The 13,650-nt window shown below is 62.6% G+C and carries 12 protein-coding genes; all 12 read right to left on the bottom strand.

From position 1 onward, the window contains the following. Positions 1-415 precede the first annotated feature (415 nt). The 12 genes from GIW02_RS12610 to arnC all read right to left on the bottom strand — a co-directional run bounded on the left by GIW02_RS12610 (position 416) and on the right by arnC (position 13,451). The gene (locus GIW02_RS12610; RefSeq protein WP_236416086.1) at positions 416-1,567 is read right to left on the bottom strand and encodes an acyl-CoA dehydrogenase family protein; all 1,152 of its coding nucleotides are present in this window, start codon (positions 1,565-1,567) and stop codon (positions 416-418) included. A gap of 3 nt (positions 1,568-1,570) precedes the next feature. After that, positions 1,571-2,674, bottom strand: coding sequence for an enoyl-CoA hydratase/isomerase family protein (locus tag GIW02_RS12605; RefSeq protein ID WP_236416083.1), 1,104 nt, complete (start codon positions 2,672-2,674; stop codon positions 1,571-1,573). A gap of 141 nt (positions 2,675-2,815) precedes the next feature. Beyond that, positions 2,816-3,526 carry an HPP family protein gene (locus tag GIW02_RS12600; protein ID WP_236416081.1) on the bottom strand — a complete coding sequence of 237 codons (711 nt, stop codon included), beginning with the start codon at positions 3,524-3,526 and terminating at the stop codon, positions 2,816-2,818. A gap of 180 nt (positions 3,527-3,706) precedes the next feature. Continuing rightward, entirely contained in the window at positions 3,707-3,958 is a 252-nt protein-coding gene (locus tag GIW02_RS27275; RefSeq protein ID WP_456361662.1) for a type VI secretion system contractile sheath small subunit, read from the bottom strand. Between the two features lie 193 nt (positions 3,959-4,151). Further along, on the bottom strand, positions 4,152-5,774 hold the full coding sequence (locus GIW02_RS12590; protein ID WP_236416079.1) for a phospholipid carrier-dependent glycosyltransferase: 1,623 nt from the start codon (positions 5,772-5,774) through the stop codon (positions 4,152-4,154). Between the two features lie 3 nt (positions 5,775-5,777). Beyond that, a complete protein-coding gene (locus GIW02_RS12585) occupies positions 5,778-7,157 on the bottom strand; it encodes a UDP-glucose dehydrogenase family protein (RefSeq protein WP_236421884.1) in 1,380 nt (459 codons plus the stop codon). Beyond that, positions 7,154-7,555, bottom strand: a complete 402-nt coding sequence (gene arnF / locus GIW02_RS12580) for a 4-amino-4-deoxy-L-arabinose-phosphoundecaprenol flippase subunit ArnF (protein WP_236418527.1) — start codon at positions 7,553-7,555, stop codon at positions 7,154-7,156. Before arnF ends, GIW02_RS12585 begins: the two co-directional genes overlap by 4 nt. Then, positions 7,552-7,899: a 4-amino-4-deoxy-L-arabinose-phosphoundecaprenol flippase subunit ArnE gene (gene arnE / locus GIW02_RS12575; RefSeq protein ID WP_236418528.1), complete on the bottom strand. Its 348-nt coding sequence runs from the start codon at positions 7,897-7,899 to the stop codon at positions 7,552-7,554. The genes arnF and arnE overlap by 4 nt, the downstream gene beginning before the upstream one ends. Beyond that, positions 7,896-9,551 (bottom strand): lipid IV(A) 4-amino-4-deoxy-L-arabinosyltransferase, encoded by a 1,656-nt coding sequence (gene arnT, locus GIW02_RS12570; RefSeq protein ID WP_236418529.1) that lies wholly within the window; start codon positions 9,549-9,551, stop codon positions 7,896-7,898. The genes arnE and arnT overlap by 4 nt, the downstream gene beginning before the upstream one ends. Further along, the gene (gene arnD / locus GIW02_RS12565; RefSeq protein ID WP_236418530.1) at positions 9,548-10,432 is read right to left on the bottom strand and encodes a 4-deoxy-4-formamido-L-arabinose-phosphoundecaprenol deformylase; all 885 of its coding nucleotides are present in this window, start codon (positions 10,430-10,432) and stop codon (positions 9,548-9,550) included. The genes arnT and arnD overlap by 4 nt, the downstream gene beginning before the upstream one ends. Next, the gene (arnA, locus tag GIW02_RS12560; RefSeq protein WP_236418531.1) at positions 10,432-12,423 is read right to left on the bottom strand and encodes a bifunctional UDP-4-amino-4-deoxy-L-arabinose formyltransferase/UDP-glucuronic acid oxidase ArnA; all 1,992 of its coding nucleotides are present in this window, start codon (positions 12,421-12,423) and stop codon (positions 10,432-10,434) included. The genes arnD and arnA overlap by 1 nt, the downstream gene beginning before the upstream one ends. Next, complete coding sequence (arnC, locus tag GIW02_RS12555) at positions 12,420-13,451, bottom strand: undecaprenyl-phosphate 4-deoxy-4-formamido-L-arabinose transferase (protein ID WP_236418532.1); 1,032 nt, start codon at positions 13,449-13,451, stop codon at positions 12,420-12,422. Before arnC ends, arnA begins: the two co-directional genes overlap by 4 nt. Between the last annotated feature and the right edge of the window lie 199 nt (positions 13,452-13,650).

Raw genomic sequence — 13,650 nt, 5'->3', positions numbered from 1 at the left:
CCACATTTGAACCGAGTACGGCCTCAAGGATCAGGTCGGCTGCCAGGCCGCCTCGCTTGTCTGTGTTTTTGATCCGGCCCTTACATCCTTTGCGCTGACGAAGTCAGCGATCTTTTGATCTGAAGCTTTTGATCGTGATCTTGATCTTAGACGCCCCATCAAAACACGCTGGCCGAACGCAGGCTTTGGAGCGTGGGCAACCCGGCAGGACGCCGGGTTAGCCGCGCTGGGCCAAGGATGGCCCATCGCGGCGGCCCACGCTCCAAAGCCGGAGTGAGGGCACACCGAGCATGAGCGAGGTGCCGAGTGTTGGGGCAAGAGCCCTTTGGTTACTTTGGGGCTCTTTTCCAAAGTGACCCGCCGTAAGGGCGGAACCAATATCAGCCATCACCCAAATAACGGATATACCCCCCCATCAAAGCTGATAATTCCTCAACTCCCGAGCAATCACCATCCGCTGAATCTCACTAGTCCCCTCATAAATCTGCGTAATCCGCGCATCCCGGTAGTAACGCTCCACCGGATAATCCTCCAAATACCCATACCCCCCATGAATCTGCATCGCTGAAGAACAAACCTTCTCCGCCATTTCCGAAGCAAACAGCTTGGCCTGTGACGCCTCCGACAAACATGGCTTGCCCGCCGACCGCAGGCGCGCGGCGTGCAGGATCAGCAGGCGCGCAGCATTCAAGCGGGTTTGCATATCCGCCAGCAGGTTGGCCACGCTCTGGTGCTCGATAATTGCCTTGTCGAACTGCACCCGTTCGCGCGCATAGGCCAACGCGGCCTCAAACGCCGCTCGGGCGATACCCAGTGCCTGGGCCGCAATACCGATGCGCCCGCCCTCCAGGTTCGACAGGGCGATAGCCAGGCCTTTGCCACGCTCACCCAACAGGTTGGCCTCGGGCACTGTGCACTGGTTGAGGGTGACGGCGCAGGTGTCCGACGCGCGAATGCCCATCTTGTGTTCGGTGCGGTCGACCACAAAGCCCGGGGTGTCGGTAGGCACCAGGAACGCCGAGAGGCCTTTCTTGCCCAGGGCCGGGTCGGTTACGGCAAATACGATCGCCAGCTTGGCGCGCTTGCCATTGCTGACAAATTGCTTGGCGCCATTGATCACCCACTGGCCGTCGTGCAGCTCGGCGCGAGTGCGCAGGTTGTGGGCTTCGGAACCGGCCTGCGGCTCGGTCAGGCAGAAGCAGCCAATCGCCTGGCCGCTGGCGAGGTCAGCCAGCCAGGTGTGTTTCTGCGCATCGCTGCCGTAGTTGAGAATCGGCCCGCAACCGACTGAATTATGGATACTCATCAGCGCACCCGTGGCGCCATCGCCGGCTGAAATCTCTTCAACCGCCAGCGCATAGGCCACGTAGTCGACATAGGTGCCGCCCCATTCTTCGGGCACCACCATGCCCAGCAGGCCGAGTTCGCCCATCTTCGCCACCAGCGCGTCGTCGATCCAGCCGGCTTTCTCCCAGGCCTGGGCGTGGGGCGCGATCTCGCCCCGCGCGAAGTCGCGTGCCATGTCGCGGATCATTACTTGTTCTTCTGTGTATTCAATGTCTTGCATGATTTAGTTCGCAACCTGCTCGAAGTTATGGAAGAAGCTGTCGACATGGGTGTTGTCCAGCCCATGGAGCGTCGGCGGGTTCCAGCGCGGGAGCTTGTCCTTGTCGATGATCAGCGCGCGAACCCCTTCAATCAGGTCGCCACGCTCGAACCATTGATGGTCCAGGTGCAGCTCCAGGGCAAAGCAGCGTTCCAGCGGCAGGCGACGGCCGCGTCGCAGCATTTCCAGGGTCACGGCCATGGCCAGGGGCGAGCGGGTCTGCATGAGGTGGGCCGTGTTGAGAGCCCATTCATGGCTGTCGGCAACGGTGACTTGCTGCAGTTGTTCGACGATGCTGGGCACATCGGGCAGGGCGAAGAAATGGTCGATGGCCGGGCGCAGGGCCGCCAACGGCGCGTCGGGCAGCTGCTGCACGGCCAGTTTGGCGAGTGCACCCTGCAAATCCTTGAGGGGCGACTCGTGCCAGTGCAGGTGGTCGAGCGCGTGGTCCAGGGCCTGGAGTTTATGACTGTCTAGGTACCAGTCCGCCAGGCCGCAGTACAGCGCGTCGGCCGCGCGGATCTGCACGCCGGTGACGCCGAGATAAATCCCCAGCTCGCCGGGAATGCGCGGCAGGAAATAACTGCCACCGACGTCCGGGAAATACCCGATCGCAACTTCGGGCATGGCCAGGCGGCTGCGTTCGGTGACCACGCGCAGATCCGCGCCTTGCGCCAGGCCCATGCCGCCGCCCAGGACAAACCCGTCCATCAGTGCCAGTACGGGTTTGCGGTAATGATGGATGGCCAGGTCCAGGGCATATTCTTCGACGAAGAAATCCTGGTGCAGGCTGTCGCCGTGTTTGAAGCTGTCGTAGAGGGAGCGGATGTCGCCGCCGGCACAGAAGGCCTTTTCGCCGGCACCGCGCAGGACCACGGCGTGCACCTCGGGGTCGTCAGCCCAGGCCTGCAACTGCTGCGTCAGGCTGCGCACCATGCCCAGGGTAATGGCATTGAGCCCGGCGGGGCGGTTGAGGGTCAGGTGGCCAATATGGTTACGCACGTGGGCCAGTACGTCGTGCTGCGGTACATCGGCGCTGCTTGCTTGGGATGAAACCTGAGCAGTCATCTGTAACTCCCTGCTTTTATTGTTCTTTATCTAGATGTTCGCGGACGAACCATCGCCTGATCGTACCAGTGCAAATTTGCCCCGTACAACCCGGAATCGTGCAGGTCGTTGTTGCATTTATGCAGCAGGTTGAACCCCGGCTCAGGGTGCCCGGCTGGCCAGCACCTCACCGATGCTGCGGCGCCTGGCGTGGCCTTCGGCGGCGTGGATCAGTTGCTCCAGCTCCGTGGGGGCCACGTCGTAGAACTGTTCCATGTCGGCCAGTGCCAGTTTCAGGTCGGCAGCGGTGATGGCAGGGTCTGGACCGGCCTTCGCGACAGGCAGGATGACCGCCGGGGCTTGCGCTGCGCCCTTGGGGTAGCGGGTGCGTGTGGCGTTGTTGTAGGCCAGCGCGCAGGTCAACAGCGCGCCGGCACCGAGCAGCACGGCGCCCAACTCATGCCAGCCCAACGCGGCGGAGGCGGGGTCGGCAAGTACCAGGGTCATGGCTAGGCCACCGGCCGGTGGGTGCAGGCAGCGCAGCCAGCACATCAGCACCACGGCCATGCCGGCCGCCAGGCATGAGCCACCCAGCGTACGCCCGAGCACGCGAGCCACGAGCAAGGCCACCACCCCGGCGCACAGGTAGCTGCCGATGATCGACCAGGGCTGCGCCAGCGCGCCGGATGACACCGCAAACAACAACACGGCAGACGCCCCCAGGGGGCCGAGTAAATGCAGCGCCACCTCCATGCCAAATACCTGGGCACACAGCCAGACACTGAACAGCGTACCCAGGGCCATGCCAATGGCGGCACGGCTCCATTCTGTGGGGCGGGTGTTGATAGCAGCAGGTAACCAGCGAGCAAGCATCGAAAGGCAATCCATAAACGGCAGGCAAAAAAAAGGCTTGTCTGGTTGCCCGGAAAAGCCCTTTGAAAGTTCCAACATTTGGGGGAAGGAACCTGCGCAGTGTGCCGCGTCAGCCCCCGTCGCGCCAATGCATATTAATGAGGCTCACCTACAAAAATAATGGAGTGAAGCACGGTGCGATCAAGGCGGGATGGGGCTATTGAGCTTTCCCAGCACGCGGTTGTCGGTGTCTTCGTTGATCAGGCGTTTGCGCAGGTTGGCCTGCAGCCCAGGGTCGCTGCCCAGCGGCCCGTTCAGCGCGACCAGGGCATCGCGCAGTTCCATCAGCCGATGCAGCGGCGGCACGGGCAGATAACCGACGTGCACTTCATCGAGCGGGTCTTCATCGCGGGCGAGGGCCGCGCAGGTGTCGCGTGAACTGTCATCTGGCACGGCATCGTCCTCTTATGCAGTAAACCGCAGTGGCTACGGCGGCTCAGCGCGTCCTTGTTGTTATCCATAACCCGTGGCGGTAGAGGGCTACCGCACATGCCAATCGAGTTTACCGTTGGGTTCCGTCGCCGGGAAAGAGAAATGGCACCAGCCATTACGCATAGCTACGTAGGAGTTTTCTGCGCAGGAGGCGTCAAGGTCGCGGGGTTTGGGCCAGGTGCAGTAATACGTAGGGGTTTCTGTCGAACTCACCGGTCAGGGTCGGGGTGAGGGTGCGAAAGCGCGGGTCTTTCAAGGCGACAAAATCCGCCTCGCTCATCACCAGCCAGGCGGGCCCTTGCAGCGGGGTGAGGTCAGCCGGCTGCTGGGTGAACAGCGGGACCTGGTCACAGTCGAGGTTGACCATGTACTTGATCGCCTTGGCGTCTTTGCCCAGACCGTGCAACACCACCGGCGCGCGCTGTTGCAGTACCTGGTCGTGCACCTGCAGCGTAAAGGTGCGGGTGTCATAGAGCGTGCGTTGCAGCGGCTCGACCACGCCGATATACGTGGCCCACACCGCCACCACGGCGACGAGTGCCGGCGCCAGCGGCCGCAGTCGCTTCCTGCAGGCCGCCAACAGGGCCACCAGCTGAAGCGCGCCGAGCACGCCGAACACCAGCCCGAGCTGGCTCAACGGTTGCGGATAGTGGTGGCGCGCGACCACCAACGCAGCGATCAAGAGGGCTGGCAGCGCCGTCCAGATAACCAGCATCAGCCCCCGCAACCCGGCAAACAGTCGGCCTTGGGTGACATGGAAGGGATACGCCGCAATGATCGCCGCCATGGGCAGCATCGGCAGTACATAACGCGCCTTCTTGGCCTGCGGGATCGACAGGCCGAGCATCACCAGCAAGCCCGCGGCCGCGCAATACAGCACCAATTGCAACGCGGGCGATGGCGCGCGCCGCCCACCAGCAGCTACCGCCAGCAGCACCAACAGCGCCATGGGGTAGGCCATGGCGTAGTTGCCCAGTGAGCTGGTGAAGTAATACAGCACGCCGCTGCTGCCTTCGCTACCGTCCATGCGTCCCAGGAACTGCATGCGGATCACGTCCTGCATGAAGCTTTCACCGCCACTGAGCTTGGCCATCAGTAGCAGCAAGCCGACACACGCCAGCAGCAGCGCCAGGGCCAGCGAGCCAAAACTGAACAGTGGGCGCCACTGCCGGTTGACCAGGTAATAGCTGCACAGCACGCCCGTAGGAATGACCAGGCCAATCGGCCCGCGAATCGCGAAACCGAGGATCAGCAGGAGGTACAGCCAATGCAGGCGTTTACCCGCGCCCCAGTGGTCATGGGCATAGCCCAGGTAGAACACCGCCAGGGTAATGGCGGCGAGCATTTGATCGAGGGACACCGAGCGGGTTTCGCTGATAAAGGTACTGCTCAGCAGCAGTATCGCAATGCTCAGCAGGCCCCAGCGCTGGGAATGCGCCGCGGTGAGGCGGTACACCAGGGTCACGATCACCGCACTGGCCATCGCCGTGGGCAGCCAGGCCGTCAGGCTGGTGACCTGGCCCAGCGGCAACGACAGCAGCCAGGTCAGCAGGGTTGAGGTGGCGAGGTAATCGGCGTAAGGCTGGCCGTAGGTGGTGGGGAAAAACCCCGGCCCGTGGCGCAGCATTTCCTGGGCAAACAGCACAAAACGTGAGTCGAAACCGATGATCGCCTGGTGCCAGTTGCCGGCGATAAACAGCAACAACGCCAGCACGCCCAAGGCGAGGGACTGGCGGCGGATCGTAGGGCTTAGCAGCGGCGGTTGTGCGGTGTTCACGTATCAGGCTTCCACAACCTGTGGCACCCATTGCTGTTGGGGAATCGGCAACTGGCAGGAATCCCCGCGGCCCATCGGGAAGTACTGGAAGCCTTTGCGCGACAGGCGCTCGCCGTCATACAGGTTGCGCCCGTCGAAGATCACCGGGGTGTTCAGGCGCTGGTGGATCAGGTCGAAGTCAGGCGCTTTGAACTGCTGCCATTCCGTGCACACGATCAGCGCGTCAGCCCCCACCAGCGTGGACTCCGGGGTGCCCATCAGCATCAGGCGGGTTTCGTCGCCGTAGAGGCGCTGGGTTTCCTGCATGGCTTCCGGGTCGAATGCCCGCACACTGGCGCCGGCAGCCCACAGCGCTTCCATCAGCACGCGGCTTGGCGCGTCACGCATGTCGTCGGTGTTGGGCTTGAACGCCAGGCCCCAGAGGGCGAAGGTCTTGCCGCGCAGGTTGCCCTGGAAAAACGCGTTGACCCGTTCGAACAGCTTGCTCTTTTGCCGCTGGTTGATCGCTTCCACGGCTTCGAGCAGGTCGCTGGAGCAGTTGGCCTGCTTGGCGCTGTGGATCAGGGCGCGCATGTCCTTGGGAAAGCATGAGCCGCCGTAGCCGCAACCGGGGTAGATGAAGTGGTAGCCGATGCGCGAGTCGGCGCCGATGCCCAGGCGCACGGCTTCGATGTCCGCCCCCAGGTGCTCGGCCAGCTCGGCGATCTGGTTGATAAAGCTGATCTTGGTCGCCAGCATGCAGTTGGCGGCGTACTTGGTCAGTTCTGCGCTGCGCAGGTCCATGAAGATGATGCGGTCGTGGTTGCGGTTGAAGGGCGCGTAGAGCTCACGCATCACCTCGCGCACGTCTTCGCGCTCGCAGCCGATGATGATGCGGTCCGGGCGGCGGCAGTCGGCAACGGCCGAGCCTTCCTTGAGAAACTCCGGGTTGGAGACGATATCGAATTCCAGCTGCCGGCCAGCCACACGCAAGGCTTTTTCGATGTGGGCGCGCAGGGTGTCGCCGGTACCGACCGGTACGGTGGATTTTTCCACCAGGATCACCGGTTCGCTCCGATGCCGGGCCACGGCATCGCCCACCGACAGTACGTATTTGAGGTCGGCCGAGCCGTCTTCATCCGACGGGGTGCCCACGGCGATAAAGAGTACTTCGCCATGCTCGACGGCAAGCTTTTCATCAAAGGTGAAATGCAGGCGGCCGCTTTCCAGGTTCTCCTTGACCATGGCCGCCAGCCCAGGCTCGAAAATGCTCACGTGGCCTTGTTGCAGCTGTTTGACCTTGTGCTGGTCGACGTCCATGCAGATGACATCGTGCCCGACTTCGGCCAATACAGTGGCCTGTACCAGGCCGACATAACCACTACCAAATACACTGATTTTCATGGGGCATTCCTGGGGCTTGCGGCGCTAGCACGGCGAGAGTTGATAACCAGCACCCCAAGGATGACCAAGGCCACCCCGAGGGTTTTTGACAGCGAAAAAGGTTCGTTGAACACCGGCAGGCTGGCGGCCAGCAGGTACACCAGCGCGTAGCTGATGCTCAGCAGCGAATAGGCCCGGCCCAGCGGCAGGTGCTTGAGCGCGCCGAGCCAGCACAGCATCGATAACGCATAGGCGAAGATCGCGAGCGCCACCACGCCAAGGGCACCGAGGTCGATGTGCGCGCTGAGCCATTCGTTGGGCAGTGGCAAGCGCGTCATGCTCCAGCGCATGCCCAACTGGGCGGCGCTGACCAGCGCCACGCTGCCCAACGCCAGGGCGAAGCCGGTAGCGCGGCTCATACGTGGCGCCCCAGCAGCACAACGCCGGCAATCACCAGCGCCACGCCCAGCCAGTGGCGGCGGTCGATCGGCTCATGAAACACGAAGCGCGCCACCAGCGTGACCAGCACAAAGTTCAGGCTGAGCATCGGGTAGGCGATGCCGACTTCCAGGCGCTGCAACACCAGCAACCACACCAGCAGGCCCAGGCCCAGGCACAGCAGTGCCGCCCACAGCCACGGCGAGCGCAGTTTCTGCGCCCAGCCGCCGGGCAGGTCACGCCAGCGTTCTACGGCGAACTTCTGCGCCACCTGGCCCATGCAGGTCAGCAGGCAGGCGGCGAGCAACAGCAGCAGGGTGATCATTGAGCAACCTGCGGGAAGATCAGAATCACCAGGTTGCCTTGCTCATAGCGCTGACCGTCAGCGGGCAGCAACGCCACTTCGGCCATTTCGTCGTCACCTTTTACGCGCATCACCACGCCGACCGAGCCTTTTTTGCGCGCCGTGTTCATCCACTTGCGGATGTGCCGGGTGTCGACCTTGTGATGGCTGGCGTCCGGGTAGCCGAGGCCGTATTTCACTTCGCCGACAGTGTTGTACAGCGTCACGTCCGGGCGTTGCAGGCGCCACGACAAGGCGGACGCCGCGCCCAGGTCATTGCTCAACAGCGCGCCGGCGGGTTGCAGCTCCGGCAGGTGGTCGATGATGAATTGATCCGGGGTCTTGTTGTACACCACCGAGTGGGGCAGGGCGGCGGGCAGCAACGCGACCAGCAGCCAACCGCCGATCGCCGGCGCGGCCCACGCCTGCAGAGGCCGCGCAGCCTGCAGCAGGTTGACGATGATCCAGGCGAACAGGAAGGTGAACACCAGCACCAGGCTGAGGGTTTCATGATCGTGCTCGTACACGGGCTTCTTGAGTTGGAACCACGTCAGGGCGAGCAAAACCACCACGCCCAGGACCAGGTTCAGCCAGCCGTTGATGCGCAAGACGCGGCCACGGCCTTGGGCGCGTTTGTCCGCCAGGGTCGAGCCCATCAGCAAGGCCATGGGCAACAGGCACGGCATGATGTAGGCGGGCAGCTTGCCTTTGGCCAGGCTGAAGAACGCCAGTGGCATCAGCAGCCATAGCAGCACAAAGCCGATTTTGGCGCTGCGTTTGTCGCGCCATGCCTGCTTGAAGGTCGCGGGCAGCAGGGCCATCCACGGCAGGCAGAACACCACCAGCAGCGGCAGGTAATACCAGAGTGGTTCGGAGTGTTGCGCATCTTCGCCGGCAAAGCGCTGGATATGCTCGTGCCAGAAAAAGAAGTTCCAGTAGTCTGGCTCTTGCAGGTGCACGGCCAGCGCCCAGGGCAAGCTGACCAAAATCGCGACCGCAACGGCGACCAGGCCGTAGCCCAGCAGTTCGCGAAAGCGTTTTTGCCAGATCGCGTAGGGCAGGGCGATCAACACCGGCAACAGCCACGCCAGAAACCCCTTGGTCATGAAGCCCATGCCGCAGGCAAAACCCAGTGCGGCCCAGGCGGCCAAGCGACCCTTGTGGGTTTTGCAGTCGAAACAGAACCACAGCGCCACGCCGGTCAGGTTCACCCAAAAGGTGAACTGCGGATCGAGGTTGGCGTACCCGCCCAGCGCAGCGACGCTGACAAAACTCATGTAGAGCACGCTGCTGACCAGGCTTTTTTGCGGGTCGTTCCACAGGCGGCGCGACACCAGGTACACCAGCAGGATGCTCAAGCCGGTGCTCAAGGCCGAGGCAAAGCGCACGCCGAACAGGTTCTGGCCGAAGATCGCCTGGCCCAGCGCGATCATCCAGTAGCCGGCGGCCGGCTTCTCGAAGTAGCGAATGCCCATGAAGTGCGGCGAGGCCCACTTGCCGGTCAGCAGCATTTCCTGGCTGATCTGCGCATAGCGGGTTTCATCCGGAATCCACAGGCCGTGGGTGGCCAGCGGCACCAGGTAAAACAGGCCAAAGGCCAACAGGAGCAGGGGCAATGCCCAGCGCCGGATCATGCCTGTTGCACTCCGAGCCAACCTTCACGGCCACTCAGGGCGCCGCGCACCAGTTGTTGCTGGGGCAGGGTGGTCAGGTCGGCAGGCAACAGCGCGCCCAGCGGGGTGAAGTCGATGCCGCGCTGCCCTGCCTGGGCGAGCAACTGGCGAAAATCATTGGCCATCAGAATCCCTTCTACTTCTGCGTGGATCGTGTAGACGTTGAGTGCCGACGCGGTAAACCGGTCAAGTATGAAGTGGTTGAAGTCGTTGGCAGCCACCACCGGCCCGACGACTTCGTCGAAGGTCGGCAGGTTTACCGGAATTTGTGGCGTACCGGCGCTGCCATCGGCCAATGTCGGCCGAAACAGGCTGGTACCCCGGCAATCGCTGTTGTAGCGAAAGTTGAACCCTTGCTTGGCCTGCACCACGCGCTCGTCGGCGCGCCAACCGGCGGCAGCCGAACAGTCGACGCGTTCACCGAGGATGTCACTCAAGGTGTCGACCCCGCGGCGAATCTGCTCCACCAACTGGGCCTCGCTCCAGCGCCCGGTATTGGCTTGCCAGCCATGGTGATCCCAGGCGTGCAAGCCAACCTCATGCCCAGCGGCCTTGGCCTGGCGCATCAAATGCCCCAGGTCACGGCCGATCGGCTTGCCCGGCCAGGCGGTGCCGGCCAGCAAAATGTCCCAGCCATACAGGCCGGCGGCGTTGGAGCGCAGCATTTTCCACAGGAACTGCGGGCGGATCAGGCGCCACAAGTGGCGCCCCATGTTATCCGGCCCGACACTGAAGAAGAACGTCGCTTTGAGCCCGGCTTCATCCAGGGTGTCGAGCAGCCGTGGCACCCCTTCACGGGTGCCACGGTAGGTGTCGACGTCGATGCGCAGACCTGCCTGCATTACTTCTTGTCCGCGATTTCGAGCATCGCTTCACGCAAGAAGAAGTCCAGCGTGTTGCCGATGGTTTCGCTCATTTCTACGGTTGGCTCCCAGTTCAGCAGGCGCTTGGCGTTGGCGATGCTTGGCTTGCGGTGCGCCACATCCTGGTAACCAGTGCCGTAGAACGCTTTGCTCTCGACATCGCGGAACCCGGCGAATGGCGGGAAGTTGCTGCGCAGTGGGTGGGCTTCGAACTGGCGCAGCAGCTCTTCGCCCAACTGGCGGATACTGGCTTCGTTTTCCGGGTTGCCGATGTTGATGATCTGGCCGTTGCACGCATCGTTGTCGTTATCGATGATGCGCGCCAGGGCTTCGATGCCGTCGGCGATGTCGGTGAAGCAGCGTTTCTGCTCGCCACCGTCGAACAGGCGAATCGGGGTGCCTTCCACCAGGTTCAGGATCAGTTGGGTGATCGCGCGGGAGCTGCCGATACGGGCCGAATCCAGGCGGTCCAGGCGCGGGCCCATCCAGTTGAACGGACGGAACAGGGTGAAGTTCAGGCCCTTGGCGCCGTAAGCCCAGATCACGCGGTCCAGCAGTTGCTTGGACACCGAGTAGATCCAGCGTTGCTTGTTGATCGGGCCCACCACCAGGTTGGAGGTGTCTTCGTCGAAGTACTTATCCTGGCTCATGCCATAGACTTCGGAGGTCGACGGGAAGATCACGCGCTTGTTGTACTTGACGCAGTAGCGCACCAGCTTGAGGTTTTCTTCGAAGTCCAGCTCGAACACGCGCAGCGGGTTGCGGGTGTATTCGATCGGCGTGGCGATGGCCACGAGCGGCAAGACCACGTCGCACTTCTTGATGTGGTACTCGATCCACTCGGTGTGGATGCTGATGTCGCCTTCCACGTAATGAAAGTGCGGGTGGCTGCGCAGGCGCTCGATGGCGTCGGAGCCGATGTCCAGGCCGTAGACTTCATAACGGTCGTCACGCAGCAGGCGCTCGGACAGGTGGTTACCGATAAAGCCGTTCACACCGAGGATCAGCACCCGCGTACGACGCGGCTTGCGGCCCGACTCGGCGCCGCGCAGCACCGAACCGTCCACCAAACCGAGTTCATTGGCCAGGGACGGGCCGGCCAGGTACAGGCCGTTGTCGTTGCGCTGGCCGAACTGGATCACCAGCGAGTCTTCGCCGCAGGCAATGCGCAGTGGGTTGACGCTGATCACACGGCCTGGCGCCAGGCCTTCGTTGCCCTTGACCACTTCGCTTTGCCACACGATCAGTTTGTGCTCGCCCACGGCGCAGAAGGCGCCCGGGTACGGTTGCGTCACGGCGCGGACCAGGTTGAACAGTTCTTCAGCCGGTTGCTTCCACTCCAGCTTGCCATCCGCGGCGGTACGGCGGCCAAAGTAGGTGGCCTGGCTTTCGTCCTGGGCGGTTTCCGGCAGTTTGCCTTCGGCCAGCGACGGCAGGGCGTCGCGCAGCAGGTTGCTGGCGGCGTCGCGCAGCTTGGCGTGCAGGGTCAGGCCGGTGTCGCTGCGCTCGATGGTGACTGTTTGCTGGGCCAGGATCGCCCCGGCGTCGGCACGCTTGACCATGCGGTGCAGGGTCACGCCGGTTTCGGTTTCACCGTTGACCAGCACCCAGTTGGCCGGTGCGCGGCCACGGTATTTGGGCAGCAGCGAGCCGTGCAGGTTGAACGCGCCCTTACCGGCGGTGGCCAGCAGTTCGTCGCTCAGCAGGTTGCGGTAGTAGAAAGAAAAGATGAAGTCCGGCTTGAGCTTGGCGATACGCTCGACCCACAGCGGGTGGTTGGCGTCTTCCGGGGCATGCACCGGGATGCCGTTGCGTGCGCACAGTTGGGCGACGGAGCCGTAGAAATTGTTTTCCTTGGGGTCGTCCGCATGGGTGAAGACGGCAGCAATTTCGTAACCCGTATTGAGCAGCGCTTCAATGCCTGCACAACCAATATCGTGGTAGGCGAATACAACAGCTTTTGAACTCATGACTGGACCTGATCGCAAGAAGTAGAGGTATGGGAGGACGTCAGGCCGTCAACGACGACCACGGGAGCCGGCGCTGCCGGTTGGTTGCGCAGCACTTTTTCAATAAAGAATCGAGGGCGAGCGCGCACATCGCTGTACATGCGTCCCAGGTATTCACCCAGCAGGCCCATGCCGATGAACTGGCCGCCGGTGAACACGAACAGCACCGCGAACAGCACGAACATGCCGTCGCCGGCCCATTCGGCGCCAAAGGCCAGGCGCAGCACGATCAGCGCAAAGGCGAACAGCATGCCGAGTGCGGCCAGGCTGAAACCGACAATGGACAGCAGGCGCAGCGGGGTGGTGGTCATGCAGGTCAGCAAGTCGAACATCAGGCTGATCAGGCGCATGGCGCTGTATTTGGATTCGCCGTGCTCACGCTCGGCGTGGTGCACCAGGATCTCGGTGGTGTGACGGGCAAAGCCGTTGGCCAGGATCGGGATAAAGGTGCTGCGCTCACGGCAGGCGAGCATGGCGTCGACGATGGTGCGGCGGTAGGCCCGCAGCATGCAGCCGTAGTCGGTCATGGCCACGCCGGTGGACCGTTGCACGGCGAGGTTGATCAGGCGTGAAGGCCAGCGGCGAAACGCCGAGTCCTGGCGGTTGTTGCGTACCGTGGCGACCACGTCGTAGCCCAGCGCAGCTTGCTCTACCAGGCGCGGGATTTCTTCGGGCGGGTTCTGCAGGTCGGCATCAAGGGTAATCACCACCTCGCCCCGGCACTGCTCGAAACCGGCCATGATCGCCGCGTGTTGGCCGTAGTTGCGGTTGAGGATCACCGCGACCACGTGGCTGCCGTCTTCAGCGGCGGCGTCTTCGAGCAGTTGCGCCGAGTTGTCGCGGCTACCGTCATCCACCAGGATGATTTCGTATTCGTAGGCCAGCTGCTTGCAGGCTGCGCGTGTGCGGCGGAGCAATTCAGGCAGGCTTTCTTGTTCGTTGTAGACCGGGATAACGATCGACACACAATGAATAGGGTAGGGTTTCAAAGATTCAGGACCTCGGGGGTTAGAACAACTTGGCGCTTGAAAACAGCAGCAATCATGGGGCGTATATCGTGCCCGCTGATAAAAAAACGGCGCTAAAGGTGACGCATAATCAACAGGTTAGCCGGTGTAGCGCAGTTTGCTCTGAAGTTTCACGATCAAGATTAAGCGTAAAAATGTGGAACAGATATGAAAGGCAGAT

It is taken from the genome of Pseudomonas syringae (assembly GCF_021606685.1).
Lineage (GTDB): Bacteria > Pseudomonadota > Gammaproteobacteria > Pseudomonadales > Pseudomonadaceae > Aquipseudomonas > Aquipseudomonas syringae_R.
The sequence above is the reverse complement of the archived record's forward strand: the minus strand, read 5'-3'. Positions and strand labels throughout refer to the sequence as shown.

Coding starts and splice junctions, on each gene's coding strand:
- GIW02_RS12610 (WP_236416086.1), bottom strand. CDS start 1,567: ATGCAAGACATTGAATACACAGAAGAACAAGTAATGATCCGCGACATG.
- GIW02_RS12605 (WP_236416083.1), bottom strand. CDS start 2,674: ATGACTGCTCAGGTTTCATCCCAAGCAAGCAGCGCCGATGTACCGCAG.
- GIW02_RS12600 (WP_236416081.1), bottom strand. CDS start 3,526: ATGCTTGCTCGCTGGTTACCTGCTGCTATCAACACCCGCCCCACAGAA.
- GIW02_RS12585 (WP_236421884.1), bottom strand. CDS start 7,157: ATGAAAATCAGTGTATTTGGTAGTGGTTATGTCGGCCTGGTACAGGCC.
- arnF (WP_236418527.1), bottom strand. CDS start 7,555: ATGAGCCGCGCTACCGGCTTCGCCCTGGCGTTGGGCAGCGTGGCGCTG.
- arnE (WP_236418528.1), bottom strand. CDS start 7,899: ATGATCACCCTGCTGCTGTTGCTCGCCGCCTGCCTGCTGACCTGCATG.
- arnT (WP_236418529.1), bottom strand. CDS start 9,551: ATGATCCGGCGCTGGGCATTGCCCCTGCTCCTGTTGGCCTTTGGCCTG.
- arnD (WP_236418530.1), bottom strand. CDS start 10,432: ATGCAGGCAGGTCTGCGCATCGACGTCGACACCTACCGTGGCACCCGT.
- arnA (WP_236418531.1), bottom strand. CDS start 12,423: ATGAGTTCAAAAGCTGTTGTATTCGCCTACCACGATATTGGTTGTGCA.